This window comes from Streptomyces guryensis (assembly GCF_021261325.1).
Classification (GTDB): Bacteria; Actinomycetota; Actinomycetes; order Streptomycetales; family Streptomycetaceae; genus Streptomyces; species Streptomyces guryensis.
Genome location: NZ_JAJSBI010000057.1, coordinates 1 through 20448, shown reverse-complemented (window position 1 = coordinate 20448; position 20448 = coordinate 1). Strand labels below are relative to the sequence as shown.

Genomic DNA, 20448 nt, shown 5'->3' with positions numbered 1-20448 from the left:
CTCTCGGCGCCGTCCGCGTCCCTCAGGACGGCACTGACGCCGTCGTCGTCCTGCGCGAAGGAGACCAGCTCGGTGCCGAACCGCAGGTCGGCGCCGAGTTTTTCGGCCCGCGCCCGCAGCAGGGGCTCCAGCCGGTCCTGCGGCAGCAGCAGCAGCTTGGAGGGGGTCAGGTCGGACAGGTCGTCGCCGCCCTCAAGTTCCTCCTTGCTGAAGAGCACCTCACCGGCCAGCGAGACGACGCCGGCGCGCGTCTTGTGCTTCTCGAAACCGGCCGCGGCGCTCTTCGCCGCCTCCTCCACGCCGACCGTGCGCAGCAGCTCGGCGGTGCGCGGGTAGTAGCCGACGGCGCGAGGGTGGATGGAGGTGCTGGGGTGGCGTTCGACCATGATGCAGGGCACGTTGTGATGCGCGAGGAACAGCGCCGTCGACAGGCCGACGAGACTCCCGCCGGCGATCAGTACACGTGTGCTGCTGGTACTCACAGGGAACCCCTCTCGCGGATGCCGGTCTGTGCCGGATCGTGGCAGCGGCCACTGGATCCCCGCTCGAACGGGACTCGCGCTGTCAGCAGGGCAGGGAGTACGTCGACCAGGAACTGTCCGCGCGGAAGCCCAGTCGGCGGTTGAGGGCGACGATCGCGGTGTTGTGCACGTCGTTCCAGGCCTGCACCAGCGCCAGGTGCTTGTTCTCGCGGGCGACCCGGGAGAGCACGTCGGCCTTGAGCCAGGTGCCCAGCCCGCAGCGGCGCCGGCCGGTGAGGACGAGCGTCTCCCCGGTGTCCGCCATCGGGCTGTCCCGCACCAGGAGCGTGGCGTACCCGCAGACCTCGCCGCTGTCCTCGGCGAGGACGGCGCTCACGTACTGCCGGTGACCGGCCCGGGCGGCCTCCGCCTCGCGGGAGCGCACGTCCTCGGCGGTGGGCCGGCGCACCCCCGCCTGCCCGTTGACGGGTGCGTCCAGGGTCTCCCAGGCGCGGGCGTAGGAGTCGACCAGCCCTTGCGGGCAGCGGTCCCGCCAGTGCACCAGGCGGTGGCCGGCGACCGCCCGGCCGGCGAGGTCGGTCAGGCCGGCCCGGGCCTGGCCGCGCAGCACGAGACGGTTGCGCAGGCTGGTGCCGCACCGCTTCGCCCCGCAGGAGGCGGCGAACGCCTCGGCGGCCGGGGTGTGCGGGGCGTCGATGAGGAGCGGGCCGCGGCCGCGGCCGCGCAGCGCGGCGCGGGCGGCATCCGCCAGGGCCGTGCCGGCGCCGCGGCGCCGGAAGGACGGGAAGACCCACAGGGAACCGTGGCCCGGGCCCTCGGGCTCGCCCTCGTCCAGACCCAGCTTGACGCACCCGGCCGGCCGGCCGTCGTCGAAGGCTGCCAGGACGATCCGGTCGGCGCCGTGCCGGCGCTGCAGCAACCGGGCCAGCAGGGCGGGCGAGACCGGCGGGTCGCCGGGCAGTTCCAGGCTCATCGTCTCCCGGAACCCGGGCAGGAGCAGCGAGATCGTCGCCGGATCGTCGCCGTCGAGGCTGCGGATTTCCATGGCTTCCTTCCGTGGGCTTCAGGGGGTGCGGGTGCGGGGCGACCGGAGCACAGGCGCCCGGAAGAAAGGCGGCCGGTGGCCGGGTACGGGCGCCGCACCGCCGTACCCGGCCACCGGTGGAGAGACCGGGGCTGTCGTCGGCCCCGGCGGGGCGGGGTCAGGTCCGGTCCGTCTCCGTGAGGGTGATGGCCTGCACGGGACACGCCCGCGCGGCCTCGCGCACCAGCGGCTGCCCGGCGCCGTCCTCGCGGCCCGCGATCACCGTGGACAGGCCGTCCTCGTCCTGTTCGAACACGGCGGGGACGGTCACCGCACACTGGGCGGAGCCGATGCACCGGTTGCTGTCGATGGAGATATGCACGGTGGCCTACCAGGTGACGGGCAGTTCGGTGACGCCCTGCAGCACGAACGGCGCGTTCACGCCGATCTGGTCGGCGGGCACGGCCAGCCGCAGCGTCGGGACGCGGCGCAGCAGGGTGGCGAGGGCGATCTCCATCTCGGCACGCGCGAGGTTCTGGCCGATGCACTGGTGGATGCCGTAGCCGAAGCCGACGTGGCGGCCGGCCTGGCGGTGGATGTCCAGTTCGTCGGGGCGTTCGAAGGACTCGGGGTCCCGGTTCATCAGCATCGTCGACAGGATCACCCCGTCGCCGGCCTTGATGAGGTGGCCCTCGATCTCGATGTCCTCCTTGGCCACACGCATCAGCATGTCGCCGATGGAGGCGTAGCGCATGAGCTCGTCCACGGCGCGCGGCATCAGCGACTCGTCGGCGCGCAGCGCCTGGAGCTGCTCGGGGTGGGCCAGCAGCGCCATCGTGGACAGCGCGATCATGTTGGATGTGGTCTCGTGCCCGGAGACCAGGAGGACGGTGGCGAGCATCGCCAGCTCGTGCCGGTCGACCTTGCCCTCCTCCAGCTGACGGCTGATCAGCTCGTCCAGCAGGGTGTCACCCGGCTCGTCCTGCTTCCGGCTGATCAGGTTGTCCAGGTAGGTGAGGATCTCGGTGAACGCCTGCTGCGCCTGGGCCGCCTGCTCCGGGCCGGAGGAGGACAGCACGTGCCGGGAGCGCTCGTCGAAGTAGTGGTGGTCCTCGTAGGGGACGCCGAGCAGCGTGCAGATGACGGCGGACGGCATGGGCAGCGCGTACTCGGTGAGCAGGTCGACGGTGGTGCCCGGGTCCTTGGCCAGCATCTTGTCCAGCAGTTCGTCGGCGTACCGCTGGATCACCGGACGCAGCGCGTTGACCTGCCGGATGCCGAAGCTGGGCAGCACCATGCGGCGCTGGCGGGCGTGCACCGGGTCGTCGACGCCGACCAGCGGCGGCGCGGCGGCCTGCTGCCGCTGGGCCTCGATGCGCGGCGCGAGCAGCGGGAACCGGGGGTCGAGGACGTCGGAGGAGAGCCGCTGGTCCGGGAACAGCCGGCGGCCGACCTCGTTGCCGGTCACCAGCCAGGCCACCCGTCCGTTCCACAGGGTGACGCGGGAGATCGGGCTCTTGTCCCGCAGCTCCTCGTATCCGGGCGGCATGTGGTAGGGGCACCTGCGCTTGATCGGGTAGGCGGGAGCGTCGTCGGTCCCGTCCGCCAGCGTGATCGGCGCGTCGAGTGTGTCGGGCATGGGTTCTCCAGGGTGTGCGGCCGTCGGCTTCGGCGACGGGTCCGCTGGTGGATACGGGGCGGGCAGGCGTTCACAGACCGCCGGTGACGCGCAGCGCCTCGCCGTGGACGTTGCCGTTGGCGGCGGAGCCGAGGAAGACGACGGTGCGCGCGACGTCGTCCGGCGTGTTCATCCGGCCGGAGGGAAGGGACTTGGCCTTGTTCTCCAGGAACTGGGGCGAGGCGTGGGCGAGCACGTTCTCGGTCAGGGTCTGGCCCGGGACGACCAGGTTCACCAGGATCCCGGCCGGCCCGAGCTCCCAGGCGAGGCTGCGCACCAGGCCGTACAGGCCGGACTTGGCGGCCCCGTACGCGCCCGCGCCGACCATCCCGGCGTCCGCCAGGCCCGCGCCGAGCAGGACGATGCGGCCCCACTCGCGGCCCCGCATCCGGGGCAGCACGGCCTGGACGGTGTCGAAGACGGCGTCCAGACAGGTGTGCAGCACCCGCCGCCACTGGTCGGGCGGGACGTCCTCGAAGGCGGGCATCTGCCGCCCGGGCCGCGGGATGGCGTCGCCCCACTCCATGGCGCAGGTGACCAGCACGTCGATGCCGCCCCACGGTGCGGCGACGGTGTCGGCCACGGCGTGGATCGATTCGGGGTCGGCGAGGTCGTGGGGGACCACGAGGGCGCTGCCGCCCGCGGCGGCCACCTGCTCGGCCGTCTCCTTCGCTCCTGTCTCGTCGCGGTGGTAGGTGATCGCGACCCGCGCGCCCTCGGCGGCGTAGGCGAGGGCGGTGGCCCGGCCGATGCCCCGGGAAGCGCCGGTGACCAGCACCACCTTGTCCGTCAGGTCCGTCTTCATCGTCCTGTCTCCGTTGTCCGGCCGGGCTCGGGGCGGATGCTCTGCGCGTGCCGGAAGAAGTCGTCGGGGTCGTAGTGGTGCTTGACCGCGCGCAGCCGGGGGGCGTTCTCGCCGAAGTGGTCGGCCTCCCAGCCGGGGCCGGTGCGGGAGGCGGGGAAGTTGATGTAGGAGCCGGTGGCCAGCGGGGCGAGCGCGGCATCGCACCGGTCTGCCCATTCCTGCAGCTCGGCGGGCCCACGCGCGGCTGCTTCCGCATCGCGTGTGGCCATCTGATAGCCCATCAGGAACTGGGCGTCGCGGTGCACGTACGCCGTCTCGGTGCGGCCCACGCGGTTGGCGGCCCCGCCCAGAGCGATGCACAGCAGATAGCGCTCGCCGTCCAGGTCCGGGTCCCACGCCTTCAGGAGGGTCTCCGCCTCGGCACGGGTGACAGCCCGGCCGGTGAGCCGGTAAGCCTGCCGGGTGTAGGGGTGGCGGTGGCCGACCGCCTCGGGGTGGGTGCCGGTGCGGTGACACTGCTGCACGGTCTTCGAACCGCACAGCGCCTCGTGCATGACGTCGGCGTACGCGCCGGGAGCGCCCGTCTCACGGTGCACCGGCTTGGTGCCGGTGCGCTCGGTGAGCTCGTCCAGGGCGCGTTCGAGGTCCTCGGGCGCGCCCAGGTGCACGCCCCAGGCCTTCACCACCGGCCGGCCGCCGGGGCCGAACATGCCCGGCAGCACGACCAGGGAGGTGCCGATGTCGTCGCTGCCCTCCGCCGCCCAGGCCTGCCAAGCCGTCAGCACCTCGGCGGCGTCCTCGTACGACCACAGCGTCTCGAAGGAGGTCAGCCGGGGCGCGTCGACGGGCAGCAGTTCGAATTCGGTGACAATGCCGAACGTGCCACCGCCTCCCCCGCGCAGCGCCCAGTACAGGTCCGGGTGTTCCCCGGCCGAGGCGGTGACGACGCGGCCGTCGGCCAGCACGACGCGGGCGGAGACGATCCGGTCGCTCGCCACGCCGAACCGGCGGGTCTGCCAGCCCAGTCCGCCGCCGGTCAGGAAACCGCCCTGACCGACCGTCGGGAAGGTGCCGGTGATGATCTGGCGGCCCAGCGGCTTGAGCCGGTCGAGGGCGTCCAGGGACTGGACGCCTGCGCCGATGTGCACGGCGCCCGCCCGGGCGGCGACGTGGTTCATCCGCGACAGGTCGACCACCAGGCCCCCGCCGGTGGACCAGCCATTGAAGCTGTGGCCACCACTGCGCACGTGGACGCGGACGCCGGTGTCCCGGGCGTACCGGACGCAGGCCAGCACGTCCTTCGCCGAGTGGCAGTAGGCGATGCCGGCGGGGGTGACGGTGTCGTACTCGGTGTTCTGCAGCTGCGTGGCGAGCCCGTACCCCGGATCCGACGGGAGAACGAGCTCACCTTCGAGGCGATCGCGCAGCATGGCGGGTCCTTCCTCCGTGACGTGCCGGCCGGGGGGGGGCGGCGGCAGTGCGAGCCGGCGTGCTGGGCGGACTACTTGTCGATGCCGAACTTGCGGGCGACGACCTTGGAGCCCTCGTGGCCGCGCAGCAGTTCACCGGTGGGCGAGTAGAAGTTGGCGCCGCCGGTGCCCTCCCAGCGGTCGTCGGAGACGAACTCGCCCTCGACGAGGACGTGTGCCTCACCGACATGCTGGCCCTCGGGGCTGACGGCGAGGATGTGGAAGTTGTAGTGGAAGGAGTCCTTGCCGGTGGACTCCCAGTTGCCCAGGCCGATGTTCTTGGCGTTCACCTGGTAGCAGGTGACGCCGCCGTCACCGGTGAAGGACGCCAGTCCGAACACGGACTTGCCGTCGTCCTCCAGCTCCGTCGTCCAGGTTCCGACCAGCCGCGCGTCGGTCATGGCGCATCTCTCCTGACAGGGTTCGTGGAGTGTGGATGTTCGCCGCTACGGTGCCGCCCCGGGCTGGAGCGGTACTTGAACGGCTCTGCAGTCGCCCGCGCGGGCAGCTCAACCGGTCTGCCACGTCCCGGCGGGCGCGTGCGGGTTGTGGTGCGGGCGGTGCCAGCAGGTGGCCGCGGCCCCCTCGATCGCTCCCGCCTCCTCGCCCGCGGCGGCGTGCCGGGCCAGCAGGGCGGTGAGCACCGCGGTGAGGGCGGCGGTCTCCTCCGCCGTGGGGGTGCCGCCCGTGATCCGCCAGAGGGTCATCGTGTCCTCCTCGCCCGTCACAGCGGCGGGTTGCCGTGCTTGCGCGACGGCAGGTCGGCGTACTTCGACCGCAGCATCGCCAGCGCGCCGATCAGCGCGGAGCGGGTGTCGGCGGGGTCGATGACGTCATCCACCAGGCCGCGTTCGGCAGCGTAGTAGGGGTGCATCAGCTCCGACTGGTACTCCTTGATCTTCTGCGCGCGTACGGCGTCGGGGTCGTCGGCGGCGGCGATCTCCCGGCGGAAGATGACGTTGGCGGCGCCCTCGGCGCCCATGACGGCGATCTCATTGGTGGGCCACGCCAGGGAGACGTCCGCACCGATGGAACGCGAGTCCATGACGATGTACGCGCCGCCGTAGGCCTTGCGCAGGATCAGTTGCACCCGCGGGACGGTCGCGTTGCAGTAGGCGTACAGCAGCTTGGCGCCGTGCCGGATGATGCCGCCGTGCTCCTGGTCCACGCCCGGCAGGAAGCCCGGTACGTCGACCAGCGTCACCAGCGGTATGGAGAAGGCGTCGCAGAACTGCACGAACCGCGCCGCCTTCTCGCTGGCGTGGATGTCCAGGACGCCGGCGAAGGCGGCGGGCTGGTTGGCGACCACGCCCGTGACGTGTCCGTCGAGGCGGACCAGCGCGCAGACCACGTTGGCCGCCCAGTGCGGCTGGATCTCGAAGTACTCCCCGTCGTCGACGATCTCCTCGATGACGGCGCGTATGTCGTAGGCCTGGTGGGCGCTGGCCGGCACGATCTTTCGCAGTGCCTCGGTGAGCCGGCCGGCCGGGTCGTCGGAGGGCTGCCGCGGCGCCGTCTCGCGGTTGTTGGACGGCAGCAGCGACAGCAGGAACCGCACGTCCTCCAGGCAGGCGGCCTCGTCGTCGTGGGCGAAGGCCGCGACGCCGGACACGCCGGCGTGGACGTCGGCCCCGCCGAGCCCGTTCTGGGTGATCTCCTCGCCGGTGACGGCCTTGACGACGTCCGGGCCGGTGATGAACATCTGCGAGGTCTCGCGCACCATGAACACGAAGTCCGTCAGGGCCGGCGAGTAGGCGGCGCCCCCGGCGCACGGGCCCAGCATCACGCTGATCTGCGGGATGACGCCGGAGGCCCTGGTGTTGCGCTGGAAGATGCCGCCGTAGCCGGCGAGCGCGGTGACGCCCTCCTGGATGCGGGCGCCGGCGCCGTCGTTGAGCGAGACCAGCGGGGCGCCGGCGGCCAGCGCCAGGTCCATCACCTTGTGGATCTTCGCTGCGTGGGCCTCGCCGAGGGCACCGCCGAAGATGCGGAAGTCGTGCGCGTAGACGAAGACGGTACGGCCGTGCACGGTGCCCCACCCGGTGACGACACCGTCGGTGTAGGGCCGTTTGTCCTCCAGTCCGAAGCCGGTGGCGCGGTGCCGGCGCAGGGCTTCGACCTCCTGGAACGAGCCCTCGTCGAGCAGCAGGCCGATGCGCTCCCGGGCGGTCAGCTTGCCCTTGGCGTGCTGGCGTGCGGTGGCCTGGTCGTCGGGGCCGTCGACCGCCAGCGCCTTGATCTCGGCGAGTTCGGTCAGACGGTCGGGTACCACGGCCTCGGTAGCGATGGTCATGCGATGTCCTCCGGGTGCGACAGCGAGCGTGCCAGGTGCCGTTCGACCGCACTGAGCGGGACGTCGGGGCGAAGCCGCTCGGGGTGCCCCGGCGGGGGTGTGAGCAGGATCCACTCCCGGGCTGATTCGTCCGGGACGGGGATATAGACCCAGATGGCACCGGCGGCGGCCAGCGACCGGCCGATGGCCCGCAGGATCGAGGCGGTTATCGACCAGGCGTCCACGTCTCCCCCGTCACCGAGGACCGGGCCGTCTGCAGCGGCATGGACCGTCCTCCTCTTTTCCCGATGCGCAGTGTCGGACTCGCCCACGGTCACAGGACCCGCTCAAAGGTGCTTCGAGAGTCGCTTGAGAAGTGCCCCAGAGCCGCTTACGGCCGCCGTACCGGGGCGAGCCAGCCCCAGGTGGTCGCGCAGGGTGTAGCCGTCGTACCGGGACCGGACCAGGCCGCGGCGGCGCAGCTCGGGGACGACGAGGTCGGCCAGCGCGGCCAGCCCGGCGGGCAGATGGCCGGGCAGGAACACGAAGCCGTCGGCGGCGCCCTGGTTGAACCACTCCTCCAGCTCGTCGGCGACGTCCGTCGCGGAGCCGAGCAGGAACGCGGGGCTGGGCGCGGTGCCGGAGACGGCGAGCCGGGCGGCGGGGTCCAGCAGGTCCTGGAGCGCGGCGTAGGTGTCCTCGGCCTCGGCCCTGGTGCGGCCGGTGACCAGGAAGACCGTGGCGAGGATCCGTACCCGGTCCGGGTCCCGGTCCCGGTCGGCGACCAGGGCGCGCCATGCATGCCGTTCCGCGCGCGCCCGCACCACGGTCCGCTGCCCGGTCAGCACCACGTCGGCCCACTGCGCGGCAAGCTCCCGCGCGTCGGCACAAGCGGCCGCGGGGTGCAGCAGCACGGGGCGGCCCTGGGGCGGGCGCGGCACGGTGAGCGGGCCGCGCACCCGGAAGTGGTCGCCCTGGTGGTCGGGCACGTGCACCTTGGCGGGGTCGACGTACCGGCCGCCGGCCTGGTCGTAGAGGAACGCGTCGTCCTCCCAGCAGTCCCACAGCCGGCCGGTGACCTCCAGGAACTCCTGGGCCCGGTGGTATGCCATCCCTTCGCCCGGTGCCCGGTCCATGCCGAAGTTGCGGGCCTCGGCGTCGCTGACGGGCACGGCGACGTGCCAGCCGCAGCGGCCGCCGCTGAGAAAGTCGAGCGAGGCGAGGGTGCGGGCGAGGGCGAACGGTTCGGCGCAGGTGGTCGTCGCCGTGGCCGCGAGGCCGATGTGCCGGGTGTGCACGGCCAGCGCGGACATCAGCGTCAGGGGCTCCAGGTGGGCCACCGCGCTGTCACGGCCGTGCCGGGCGGCATCACCGACGGCCTGCCCGCCCGGGCTGTCTCCCAGCAGCAGGAAGTCGAGGCCGCCCCGCTCGGCGGTCTGTGCCAGAGTGCGGTAGTGGTCGAAGCTGAACGCCCTCTCGGGCCGGACGTCCGGGTGCCGCCATGCGGCGGCGTGGTGTCCGAGCGCCGGGGCGGGCAACAGCGCCCCCAGCCTCATGGGTGTGCGGTCGGTACGCATCGGGGCCTGCCTCCCAGGATCGGCCCGGCTCCTGCGGCCGGCCCTCACGCTCGGGAGTGCAGCACAAGCACCTCGAAGAACGCTCAGGCCGGCGGCCGGGACCGGGCCGGCCCCGCCCGCCGGCGGCCGGTCACGGGCGCGGGCCGTCGCCGAGGGCGCCGAGGACCTGGTCGAGGGTGCCGGCGAGGGATTCGGCGTAGGCCTCTCCCGCTCCGTGCGTCACGATCACCGGGTCGTGCCGGGCACCGGCGGCCACGTGCGCGGCGATGCGGTGCGCCGGCTGTCCGCTGCCGGACCAGCCCGCTAGCACCAGGGGACGGCCCGGCCCGAGGACGTTCAGCAGTGCCTGTGCCACCGCGTGCGGCTCCTGCGCGGTGCTGACCGCCAGCAGCGGCCCCGCACCGGCGTGCAGGGGCACCAGGACGTCGTAGCAGGCGTGGTCTGCGCCCGGCGGGGGGACGAGGCAGACGGCGGGACCGTCGGTGCGACGGCCCGGGCTCAGCGTGACCAGCACGGTGTCGCCGGGGCCGGCGGCGGGCGCCATGCTCGGCACCTCCGAGTCGGACAGTGCATCGAGGACCGCGGAGATGGGTCGGCTGCCGTCCGCGAGATCCGGGAAGACGCGCAGCAGCCGCATGCTCTGCGCGAGCAGCTTGGCCGCCTCGGACTCGGCGAAACGGCTGCGGTCGTGGATCGCGGTGACCACGAGGTTGCCGAGCTGGTTGTAGCGGGCGAGCAGTCCGATCGGCAGCGTGCTGGACGCGCCCGTGCTGTGCGGTGGCTCGAAGGTGATGCCCTGGCCGGACAGTTCGGCCACCAGGTCGTCGCCGGGCCGGACGGGACGTTCGACGAGGACCGCCGTGGCGAACAGCTCCTCGTCGTCGCCCCGCGCGCTCCAGCGCCGCAGATGCTCGGTGCTGATCCATTCGTATGCGGACATGTCCAGGGCCCGGTCCCGCAGCGCCGTCAGCAGCTGGGGCACCGTGCCGGCCGGGTCGACGTCGACGGTCATCGGGAGCACACCGAGCAGCGGGCCGGTCAGCTGCTCCACGCCCTCCAGGGAGATCCCCCGGCCGTCGACGGAGACGCCGAAGGCGACGGTGGCCGCCTGCCCGGTCGCGGTGGCCCGGTGTAGCAGCAGCGCCCAGGCGGCGTGCAGCGCCGCCGTCTCGGTGACGCCGCAGGCGGCCGCCCAGTGGACGAGCCGCACGGCGTCGTGCCGCGACAGCCGCCGGGAGATCCGCCCGGAACCGGTGTGCGACGTGGGAGCCCCGACGCGCGCCGGGTACACGGCCTGGGGCGGCGGGGTGGCGCCGGCCCAGAACTCCCGGGCGCCCACGGTGTCCTGCTCTTCGAGCCAGCGCGCGTAGTCACGCAGGTCGGGCCGCCGCTCACCGCCGGCGGCGGTGCCGCCGTTCAGGTAGGCGCGGTAGAACTCGCGCAGCAGCACCTGCGCGCTCCACGTGTCGACCAGTGCCTGGTGGAACGTCAGCAGGACGCGGGTCTGCGCCGCTCCCGCCTCGGAGACCGGCCCGTCGTGCAGGGTGATCCGCAGTGGTCCCGGGCGGTGGACGTCCACGGCCCGGCGGCGGTCGCGCTCCAGCAGCGAAGGCCAGGTGATGTCCTGGTGGGAGAGCCGTTCGACCTGGACGGTGGCGTGATCGTGCAGGGTGATCCGGGTGTGGTCGCGCGGGTCGAACGCGGCGCGCAGCAGTGTCTCGCTCTCGGCCACCGCCTGCCACGCGGCGGTGAACCGCTCGCTGTCCAGCGGCCCGTTCCAAGTCCACTGGAGCTGCTCGATGTGGTGTCCGGCGCCGGGGCGGGCCAGGGACTGGGCGAGCAGCTGCTGCTGGCGGGGGGTGGCCGCGACGACCGGCCCGGCGGACGGCGCCGGGGACCGCTCCGCCTCCGGGCCCGCCAACTGCTCCGCCACCGTGCGCAGATGGCCGCACAGGACGTCCAGGTCGGCCCGCAGGACGCCCCCGGCGACGGCCCGGACGTGCAGCCTGCCGTCCTCGACGTGCGTGCGGACCTCGATCCCGTACTCCCCGAAGCCCTCGGTGCGCCGGGGCGGGTCTTCCTCGTCGGTGCGGACGACGGTGAAGCGCGGGGAGGGCGCCGGGAGTTCCCCGGCATCGTGGTGGGTGAGACGAGCCCGGGGCAGGCGCCCTGCCGCGGGCGATCCCGGGCCGGTGCCCGGCGGTTCGTCCGCGGTGAGGGCGCCGGCCGCGGCGGCGAGGAACCGCGCGGGCGCCAGGTCCGGGTCGGCGTCCAGCCGTATGCGGCGGGCGCGGGTGAAAGGGCCCACGGCCCGCGCGTGTGCGGGCAGCAGGGCACGTCCGTCGGTGCACAGGTCGAAGACGGCCTCGCGCGCCCGGCACCAGCGGGCCAGAGCCTGCCCGAAGGCCGCCGCCAGCACCTCGGCGGCGGACAGCCGGTGCCAGTGCGGCAGGATGGTGGTGAGCAGCCGGGTCTCCCGCGCGCCCAGGCTGAAGCAGGTGTACGCCGCCTCGGGCCCGCCGTCGCCGTACGGTGCGGTGGTGCCCTCCGCACTGACGCCTTCCGCGGAGGCGCCGGAGGCGGCTGGCGGCGTGCCGCTCCCGGCGGCCGTGCCGCAGGCGAGTGCCGGGGCGGGGCCGGGTGTCTCGTCCGCCCGGTCGGCGGATGTGGCGGCCAGCCGTGCGCCCCACTCCTCCAGCCAGCCCGCGTCCCCCTGCAGCGGCGGCGTCGTTCCGGCGGCGAGTGCTCCCAGTGCCGTGTCCAGGTCTTCCAGCAGGATGCGCCAGGACGCCAGGTCGGCGGCGAGCTCGTGCACCGCGAGGAACAGCAGGTCACTCCCGGCGAGCCCGGGTACACCGCCCTGGGCGTGCACGGCCCGCAGCGACGTGCCGGTACGGGGGTCGAGGCCGCGGCGCGCGTCGGCGACGGCCGCGTCGAAGGCGGCCGGGCCGGCGAACCGGGCCGTCGTCAGCAGGCCCTGTGGCGCCTGCACGCCCTGTGTGCGGGTGCCGAGCAGCAACGTGCCCGCCCGGCCCGCCCGGAGCGGGGTACATAGGATCGGCTGGGCGGCGACCACGGCGGCCAGCGCGTCGCGCAGTACGTCCGGGCCGACGGCGTCGCGGAAGCGCAGCAGCATGCCGCGGTGAGCGCGGTGTGGAGCCTCGTCCAGGGTGCGCAGCACGGCGCGCAGGGCGGGTTCCAGCGGTACGGGGCCGGGCGGCACGCTCAGCAGATCCGCCATCAGGCCGGCTGCGTCGAGCGCCGCTTCGGGGCGGTCCGGTCGTCCGGTGCCGCTGGCGGCCAGGTGCAGCGTGTGGTGGCCGGCCCCGTGCCGTCGCAGGCGTGCGTGCAGCACGCCCGCCGTCCCACCCCCGTCCGCGCGCGGTCCTTCGTCGCCGTCGAGGCTCCAGCCGCGCAGGTCGGGGCGGCGTACGACGGCGCGCGCAAGGGCCCTGTCCACCGTGGCCGGGCCGAGTGGGCCGTAAAGCTCCAGCACCGGTCCGGCAGCCACGACGGTCAACGGCGGTTCCGCGGAGCTGCGTCTGGTCATGAGCCGCCTCTCCTTTCGCCCGACGGAAGCCCTGCTGCCTCCTCATGCTCCGGGTCGGCAGATGTATGCATGGGGCACGTTATCCCGGCCCGAAAGAGATCGCCCGTGGCCTCCAGGCATCGTTAAGCGGTCCCTGAGCGGGGCTGATGCGGCCCTGCGGTGCACATCTGCCGGGGCAGCAGCTGCGCCACGAGGCTCATGGACCTCTCGTCGGCCACGGGCCGCTCGGTGGCGCCGGGCGCCGCGGCCGGGCCCGTGTCGTAGCGGGCCACCGCGACCAGGTAGCGCGCCATCGTCGGGTAGGTGCCGAAGGACCAGGTGCCCGGTGCGGCGGGGCTGCCGTCCGGGGCCAGCAGGCCCGCTTCGTTACCCGCGGCGAACTCCCCCTCGGCACCGGGGGGAAAGCCGAACTCGGTGAAGTCCAGCCGCAGCCCCTGCCCCAGCGCCTTGGTGTAGGCCTCCTTCAGGGTCCACAGCCGCAGCAGGGCGGCTGTCCGTGCCGGGCCGTCGAGGCCGGTGAGGGCGGCCCGTTCGGCGGGTGTGCACATCCGCTCGCGCATCACGTCGTAGGTGAGGGTGCGGGTCAGCGGTTCGGCATCGACGCCGATACGTCCGCTGCGGCTGACGCCGACGACGATGAGCTCGCCGGTGTGCGAGAGTCCCACGTCGACCTGGCGTATCCCGCGTAGGTGGGGACGCCCGCCGATCTTGTAGGCGAGGTCGAGTTCGCCGGCGTCGGTGCCGAGGGCGGCCGCCGCCGTGTACTTCAGCACCAGCCGGGCCGCGGCGAACCGGTGCCGTACCAAAGGGTCGGCGGTACGCCGGTAACGCGGCCAGTCCCGGCCGAGCAGCAGGCGCAGCCGGGGTTCGGTGACGACCGCGCTCAGCCACTCCCCCCAGGTGGTGAAGACCACCGCGCTGCCGCACCGGGCCATCGCCTCCCGGACCTCGTCCCACGGCCCGGAAGGCCCCGGCACGTGCACGGGCTGGGTGATGCGGGACGCCTGCGTCATCCGTCCGCTCCTCCTGTGGATCACTGCGTGGGTTCCGCCGACCGCCCTGCGGGCTCCTGCGGGTGGGGGTGGGGGCCGCCGCTCACAGGGTGAGTTCGACCGCGTCGAGGTCGAGGCCGCGTCCCTCACGGTGGCGCCGCAGCAGCTCATCGAGGACGCCCGTGGCGCAGTCCCCGGGTACATCGGGCAGCGCGAGCCCGAGCCGGCGGCCGAGCCGGGACAGGGCGAGCACCACCCAGCCGGGGTCGGCGAGGAACGGGTCGTCTCCCTCCTGGCCCTCCCAGACGGCCAGGACGGCGGCCGCCGCGGCGAGCAGCCCGTAGCGGTCGCTCAGGGCGCAGGCCGCCGGCCCCGACATGGCTTCGCCGAACTGCTCGGGCAGCAGGGCGCACTGCTCTCGCAGCAGGCGCAGCTCCGCCAGGAACGCCTCGGCCAGATCTGCCAGCAGGGCGCTGCGGCCGCCGACCCGGCGCGAGCAGCCCAGCCGTTCGGCGGCTCCTGTCAGTGCGGCGGCGAGGAAGTCCCCGCCGCCCGCGAAGGCCAGCGCCCCGTGGTCCAGCGGCGGCAGGTCGGCCCGCCCGCGGAACAGTTCGGCGGGCGGCTCCTCCTCCATCAGCCAGGACTGCTGTGCCAGCGCGCCCAGTTGGGGAACGATGACGGCCTGGCAGGCTGCGGCGCCGTCGCGCCCGAGCCCGGCGGCCGGCAGATCGCGTACCAGCTTGGCCAGAATGCCGTGCAGCAGGTCGCCGCCCCCACCCTGTGTGCCGAGGACGCCGGACAGCTCCTCCAGTGCGTCGGTGAGCAGCGCGGGCACGGTGTAGGTGGCGGCCACCGTGGGCGCGTGGGCCCGGTCGGGCAGCAGGCCGACCGCGCGCAGGCACACCGTGGCGAGGGCGTCGCAGACGAGCAGGTCGGTGAAGACCCCGGCGAGCGGCCGGTGCCAGCGGCGGGCCGGCGGCCCGGGGCGGCCGTCGGTGGCGGTGTGGACCGCGGCGCGCAGGACCGGGTCGAGGGCGGCGGTCGCGGCGCCGGCGACGAGGCAGCGGTTGACCTGGTTCATGCGCAGGGCCAGCTGGGCGCCGTCGCCCGGCCGGCCCACGAGGGCCTCATCGGGCACCGGGCACCGGGTGAACCGCAGCCCGGAGAAGACAGCGCCGCGCATCCCCTCGGTCGCGACCCGCGGTAGCCGCTCCAGTGAGGCGCCGGGCAGCTGTGCGCGGTCCAGCAGGAGGACCGAGTGGGTGCGCGGGCCGGTCTCGGCGGTGCGGGCGTGGACGACGTAGACGTCGGCGCGTGCCGCGTCGATGATGACGTCCTTGCCGCCGCTGACGAGCATCCCGGTGTCGTCGGCCGTGCGCCGGGCAGTGACCTCCTCACGCCGGACCCCGCCGGCCGGGGCGAGCCCCGGGTGCACCACGGTGGTCCGCCCGCCGCCCAGCAGCAGTCGGGCGACGGCCCTCTGCTGTGCGTCGGTGCCGGCCGCCCATACCGCGGAGGCGGCGAACAGCGAGGTGACACCGCCCGCGAAGCCGAGCGCCACATCGCGCCGGAAGACGGGGCGCAGCACCTTCATGAGCAGGTCGGCCCGGGTCAGGCCGCCGCCGTGGCGGGCGGGGACGAACTCGGCGGCCAGGCCCGCTTCGGCGAGCAGCCTTTCCGCGGAGAGGACGGGGCGGCGCTCCCGGTCGGCGGCGAGGAACGCGGCGAAGCCGTGTTCGCTGCCCGGGTCGTACGGGTCTTCGAGCAGGGCGTCCAGGCGGGCGGCGCGGCGCAGCGCGGCGGCCCGCCCGTCCGTGGCGGTGTGCCGGGGGGACAGGGCGTGCCGCCGGTCCGCGGCCCACGGTGGGGCGGCGATGTCCGGGGTGAGGGTCATGACGGGCCCGGCAGGCTGCTCGGCGTGAGCAGGCGGACGGCGTCCTCCGCGTGGCGCTTGGCGAGGCGGAGGAGGGCGGCGCTTTCCCGGCCGACGCGCTCGCGCACGTGCCGGCGGGCGTCGGCCAGCCCGGCGCCTTCTCCCAGCACCCGCGCCACGTCGTGCTCGTCGAGCACCACCCGGTGCCGCGCCCGCACCGTCACCCCGCCCGGGTCGGGCTCCACCGACCACTCCCCGGCCTGTCCCGAGACCAGCTCGGGCGGCTCGGTCACCTTGTAGACGATGACCCCGCCGTGCGTGAAGCACAGCCGCACGGCGACGGTGCCCCCGGCGCCGCCCGCCGTGCTCGGCGCGCAGAGTGTCTGGATGCCAGGCACGTCCTCCACCAGATGCACGCCGGTCACACCAGGGACGGTGCCGGGCCAGGCGGCGGCCCGATACAGGAAGCCGTAGACGAGCTCGGAGGGTCCCTCGACACGTACGGCGTCCTCGACAGTGACGACCAGTTCGTCCAGGACGGCCCACCGCTCCGCCAGGCTCTTGAGGTTCGCCATGTGGGCGCGGATGTTCGCGTCCCCGGTCGACTCCGCCGCGAGGCGGCCGTCGGCCACCGAGAACTCCCGTTCCAGCGTCAGCAGCGAGGAACCGTCCGCCGTCTGCTCGACGTTCCAGATGCCCAGCATGCTGTCCACGGCCGCGGAGGTCACCTCCTGGCGGAAGGAGATGCGCCGGGCACCGGGGTCGAGGGTGCGCCGGGTGATCCAGGAGGTGATCCGGCCCTCGGCACGTGCCCACATGCGCAGGCGCTGCTCGGGGCCTTCCAGGTCCAGTGGCTCCACATGCACGTTCGGGGCGAAGAACAGCGGCCAGCGCTCGGCGTCCGCGACGAGTCCGTAAACCACTCCGGCGGGAGCGGCCACCTCGATCCGATGCGATGTGCGGTGTACGGCCGGTACGGGCATCGGCGTTCGCCCCCTTCTTTTCACGTGTGGGACGACTGTGCGGCCGTCAGCTCGAAGCCCGGTGGAAACCGGGTGGACCACCGCTGGTGCCGCCGGGGGGACACGGCACGCTCGCGCTCGCCCAGCGATTGCTGCGGCACAGGTGGGCGGCGGGGACCGAGCCGTCGCGGTGCGTTCCGGCCGCGGGGTTCGAGCGTTGTTCCAGCACCCGGCGAGCGGCTGCCTACCGGGAGCCGCTGCGGACGCCGAGCATCCGCCTCGGTCGGGCCGCCGGGGGCCGCACCGGCGGCCCGGCGGCACGGGCTGGAGGTTTGGTCGAGCTTCTTTCCACCCGCGCTCGGCGCGGGTGGCGTCGAATCGACACCACATACCTCCCGGGCATCCGGGCGGCGTCTTCCCGGCGGCATGGACATCCAGCGCACGGCTTCCCTCATCCGACCTGAAAGCGGAGGAAATTCGCTATGGGGCTTCTGTTCACCTCGGAGTCCGTGACCGAAGGTCACCCCGACAAGATCGCTGACCAGATCAGCGACACCATCCTCGACGCCCTCCTGCGCCAGGACCCGGCCTCCCGGGTCGCCGTGGAGACGCTGATCACCACCGGTCTGGTGCACGTGGCCGGCGAGGTGACCACCCGGGCCTACGCGCCGATCGCTCAGCTGGTGCGCGAGAAGATCCTCGAGATCGGCTACGACTCCTCGGCCAAGGGCTTCGACGGCGCCTCCTGCGGTGTCTCCGTCTCCATCGGCGCGCAGTCCCCCGACATCGCTCAGGGTGTCGACGCGGCCTACGAGGCCCGCGTCGAGGGTGCCTCCCGAGGGGAGGAGGCGGACGAGCTGGACCGGCAGGGCGCGGGCGACCAGGGCCTGATGTTCGGGTACGCCTCGGACGAGACGCCCACCCTGATGCCGCTGCCGATCTTCCTGGCGCACCGGCTGTCCAAGCGCCTCTCCGACGTGCGCAAGAACGGCACGCTCCCCTACCTGCGCCCGGACGGCAAGACGCAGGTCACCATCGAGTACGACGGTGACAAGGCCGTCCGCCTCAACACGGTCGTCGTCTCCTCGCAGCACGCCGCCGACATCGACCTGGACTCCCTGCTGACCCCCGACATCCGCGAGTCGGTGGTCGAACCGGAGCTGCGGGCCCTGGCGCAGGACGGCATCAAGCTCGACACCGAGAACTACCGCCTGCTGGTCAACCCGACCGGCCGCTTCGAGATCGGCGGCCCGATGGGCGACGCCGGCCTCACCGGCCGCAAGATCATCATCGACACGTACGGCGGCATGGCCCGCCACGGCGGCGGCGCCTTCTCCGGCAAGGACCCCTCCAAGGTGGACCGCTCGGCCGCCTACGCCATGCGCTGGGTCGCCAAGAACGTCGTCGCCGCGGGCCTGGCCTCCCGCTGTGAGGTGCAGGTGGCGTACGCGATCGGCAAGGCGGAGCCGGTCGGCCTGTTCGTGGAGACCTTCGGCACCGAGAAGATCGATGCCGACAGGATCCAGCAGGCGATCGACGAGGTCTTCGACCTGCGCCCGGCGGCCGTCATCCGCGACCTGGACCTGCTGCGCCCCATCTACGCCCAGACTGCCGCCTACGGCCACTTCGGCCGTGAGCTGCCCGACTTCACCTGGGAGCGCACCGACCGGGCCGACGCGCTGCGCCGGGCCGCCGGAGCCTGACATGCGGATCGCCGTCACCGGGTCCATCGCCACGGACCACCTCATGGTCTTCCCCGGCAGGTTCGCCGACCAGCTCATGGCGGGCCGGCTCGACCGCGTCTCCCTGTCCTTCCTCGCCGACTCGCTGGACGTCCGGCGCGGGGGCGTAGCCGCCAACATCGCCTGGGGCCTGGGCCGGTTGGGCCTCGCGCCGGTACTGGTCGGTGCCGTGGGCAGCGACTTCGAGCCGTACCGGGTGCTGCTGAAGGAACAGGGCGTGGACACCGAGTCGGTGCGCGTCAGTCCCGATCTGCACACCGCCCGCTTCGTCTGCACCACGGACGCCGACCAGAACCAGATCGCCACCTTCTACACCGGTGCGATGGCCGAGGCCCGGCACATCTCCCTCGCCCCGGTCCTCGCCCGTGCCCAAGGACTCGACCTGGTCCTCGTCTCGCCCAACGACCCCGAGGCGATGCTGCGGCACACCCGCGAGTGCCACGAACTCGGCCTCCCCGTCGCCGCCGACCCCTCACAGCAATTGGCCCGCCTCGAACGCGACCAGGTCCGGGCCCTGATCGACCGCTCGCGGATGCTGTTCACCAACGAGTACGAGTCGGCCCTCCTCCAGGAACGCAGCGGCTGGACACAGGAGCAGGTCCTCGGCCGCACGGGCCTGTGGATCACCACGCTCGGCGCGGCCGGCTCCCGCATCCGGCAGGCGGGCCGCACCACCATCGAGGTCCCGGCCGCCCCGGCCGGCTGTGCCGCCGATCCCACCGGCGTCGGCGACGCCTACCGCGCAGGCTTCCTGGCCGCCCTCGCCCGCGGGGCGAACCCGCGGGACGCGGCCCGGCTCGGCAGCGTCACCGCCGTTCTCGCCCTGGAGACGGTGGGCACTCAGGAACACACTCTGGGCCGCGCCGAGCTGCTGACCCGTCTCGAAGGGGCCTACGGCCGTACTGCGGCGGACGCCCTCTCCTCTCGTCTGGTGGTGCGCTCATGACCGAGGCTGCCCGTGTGTCCGCGCTCCGTGAGGCGCTCGCCACCCGTGTGGTGGTCGCCGACGGAGCGATGGGCACGATGCTGCAGGCGCAGGACCCCACCCTCGAGGACTTCGAGAACCTCGAAGGCTGCAACGAGATCCTCAACCTCACCCGGCCGGACATCGTCCGCTCGGTGCACGCCGAGTACTTCGACGCAGGCGTCGACTGCGTGGAGACCAACACCTTCGGCGCCAACCACACGGCCGCGTCGGAGTACGACATCGCCGACCGGGTGCACGAGCTGTCGGAGGCGGGCGCCCGGATCGCCCGCGAGGTGGCGGACGAGTTCGCGGCCCGCGACGGCCGCACCCGCTGGGTGCTGGGGTCGATCGGCCCCGGCACCAAGCTGCCGACGCTGGGCCACGTGGGATACACGACGATCCGCGACGGCTACCAGGCCAACGCCGAGGGCCTGCTCGCGGGCGGCGCGGATGCCCTGATCGTGGAGACCACCCAGGACCTGCTGCAGACCAAGGCCTCGGTGCTCGGCGCCCGCCGCGCCATGGAGGCCACCGGCACCGACGTGCCGCTGGTGGTGTCGATGGCCTTCGAGACGACCGGCACCATGCTGCTCGGCTCCGAGATCGGCGCCGCGCTGACGGCTCTGGAGCCGCTGGGCATCGACATGATCGGCCTGAACTGCTCGACCGGCCCGGCCGAGATGAGCGAGCACCTGCGCTACCTCACCCGGCACTCCCGCATCCCGCTGCTGTGCATGCCGAACGCGGGCCTGCCGGTGCTCACCAAGGACGGTGCGCACTTCCCGCTCGGCCCCGAGGGCCTGGCCGACGCGCAGGAGACCTTCGTGCGCGAGTACGGACTCTCCCTCATCGGCGGCTGCTGCGGCACCACGCCCGAGCATCTGCGCCAGGTCGTCGAGCGGGTGCGCGGCCTCGCCCCGGGTGAGCGCGACCCGCGGCCGGAGCCGGGTGCGGCCTCCCTCTACCAGACGGTGCCGTTCCGTCAGGACACCGCGTATCTGGCGATCGGCGAGCGCACCAACGCCAACGGATCGAAGAAGTTCCGCGAGGCGATG

Annotated in this window: 18 protein-coding genes; 3 read left to right on the top strand and 15 right to left on the bottom strand. The window is 73.5% G+C overall.

Translation table 11 applies throughout. The features are described from left to right. The 15 genes from LJ657_RS47590 to LJ657_RS47520 form a co-directional block, all read right to left on the bottom strand. Positions 1–482, bottom strand: a 482-nt coding sequence (locus LJ657_RS47590) for an FAD-dependent monooxygenase (protein WP_232656011.1), incomplete at its 3' end; no start/stop codon positions are given. Positions 483–564: 82 nt separating this feature from the next. Then, positions 565–1527, bottom strand: coding sequence for a GNAT family N-acetyltransferase (locus tag LJ657_RS47585; protein ID WP_232656009.1), 963 nt, complete (start codon positions 1525–1527; stop codon positions 565–567). A gap of 157 nt (positions 1528–1684) precedes the next feature. Then, positions 1685–1888: a ferredoxin gene (locus LJ657_RS47580; RefSeq protein ID WP_232656008.1), complete on the bottom strand. Its 204-nt coding sequence runs from the start codon at positions 1886–1888 to the stop codon at positions 1685–1687. 6 nt (positions 1889–1894) lie between these two features. Continuing rightward, positions 1895–3145, bottom strand: a complete 1251-nt coding sequence (locus LJ657_RS47575) for a cytochrome P450 (protein WP_232656006.1) — start codon at positions 3143–3145, stop codon at positions 1895–1897. A 70-nt stretch (positions 3146–3215) separates the two neighbouring features. After that, entirely contained in the window at positions 3216–3989 is a 774-nt protein-coding gene (locus LJ657_RS47570; RefSeq protein WP_232656005.1) for an SDR family NAD(P)-dependent oxidoreductase, read from the bottom strand. Continuing rightward, the gene (locus LJ657_RS47565) at positions 3986–5419 is read right to left on the bottom strand and encodes an FAD-binding oxidoreductase (protein ID WP_232656001.1); all 1434 of its coding nucleotides are present in this window, start codon (positions 5417–5419) and stop codon (positions 3986–3988) included. Before LJ657_RS47565 ends, LJ657_RS47570 begins: the two co-directional genes overlap by 4 nt. Before the next feature lie 71 nt (positions 5420–5490). Continuing rightward, entirely contained in the window at positions 5491–5859 is a 369-nt protein-coding gene (locus tag LJ657_RS47560; RefSeq protein ID WP_232655997.1) for a hypothetical protein, read from the bottom strand. A gap of 108 nt (positions 5860–5967) precedes the next feature. Beyond that, on the bottom strand, positions 5968–6165 hold the full coding sequence (locus tag LJ657_RS47555; RefSeq protein ID WP_232655996.1) for an acyl-CoA carboxylase epsilon subunit: 198 nt from the start codon (positions 6163–6165) through the stop codon (positions 5968–5970). A 17-nt stretch (positions 6166–6182) separates the two neighbouring features. Next, positions 6183–7751: an acyl-CoA carboxylase subunit beta gene (locus LJ657_RS47550; RefSeq protein WP_232655995.1), complete on the bottom strand. Its 1569-nt coding sequence runs from the start codon at positions 7749–7751 to the stop codon at positions 6183–6185. Further along, complete coding sequence (locus LJ657_RS47545; RefSeq protein WP_232655994.1) at positions 7748–7975, bottom strand: DUF6059 family protein; 228 nt, start codon at positions 7973–7975, stop codon at positions 7748–7750. The genes LJ657_RS47550 and LJ657_RS47545 overlap by 4 nt, the downstream gene beginning before the upstream one ends. Before the next feature lie 102 nt (positions 7976–8077). Further along, on the bottom strand, positions 8078–9307 hold the full coding sequence (locus LJ657_RS47540; RefSeq protein ID WP_232655993.1) for an NtaA/DmoA family FMN-dependent monooxygenase: 1230 nt from the start codon (positions 9305–9307) through the stop codon (positions 8078–8080). 130 nt (positions 9308–9437) lie between these two features. Continuing rightward, complete coding sequence (locus tag LJ657_RS47535) at positions 9438–12857, bottom strand: condensation domain-containing protein (RefSeq protein ID WP_232655992.1); 3420 nt, start codon at positions 12855–12857, stop codon at positions 9438–9440. Between the two features lie 122 nt (positions 12858–12979). Beyond that, entirely contained in the window at positions 12980–13870 is an 891-nt protein-coding gene (locus LJ657_RS47530; protein ID WP_232655991.1) for a 4'-phosphopantetheinyl transferase family protein, read from the bottom strand. A gap of 82 nt (positions 13871–13952) precedes the next feature. After that, positions 13953–15743 carry an acyl-CoA dehydrogenase family protein gene (locus LJ657_RS47525; protein WP_232655990.1) on the bottom strand — a complete coding sequence of 597 codons (1791 nt, stop codon included), beginning with the start codon at positions 15741–15743 and terminating at the stop codon, positions 13953–13955. After that, positions 15740–16705: an aromatase/cyclase gene (locus LJ657_RS47520; RefSeq protein ID WP_232655989.1), complete on the bottom strand. Its 966-nt coding sequence runs from the start codon at positions 16703–16705 to the stop codon at positions 15740–15742. Before LJ657_RS47520 ends, LJ657_RS47525 begins: the two co-directional genes overlap by 4 nt. Before the next feature lie 461 nt (positions 16706–17166). Here LJ657_RS47520 and metK point away from each other — a divergent pair, with 461 nt between their 5' ends. The 3 genes from metK to LJ657_RS47505 all read left to right on the top strand — a co-directional run. Further along, positions 17167–18387 carry a methionine adenosyltransferase gene (gene metK / locus LJ657_RS47515; protein WP_232655987.1) on the top strand — a complete coding sequence of 407 codons (1221 nt, stop codon included), beginning with the start codon at positions 17167–17169 and terminating at the stop codon, positions 18385–18387. Position 18388: 1 nt separating this feature from the next. Beyond that, entirely contained in the window at positions 18389–19372 is a 984-nt protein-coding gene (locus LJ657_RS47510; protein WP_232655986.1) for a carbohydrate kinase family protein, read from the top strand. Then, on the top strand, positions 19369–20448 hold a 1080-nt coding region (locus tag LJ657_RS47505), incomplete at its 3' end, for a homocysteine S-methyltransferase family protein (protein WP_232655985.1). The genes LJ657_RS47510 and LJ657_RS47505, both read left to right, overlap by 4 nt.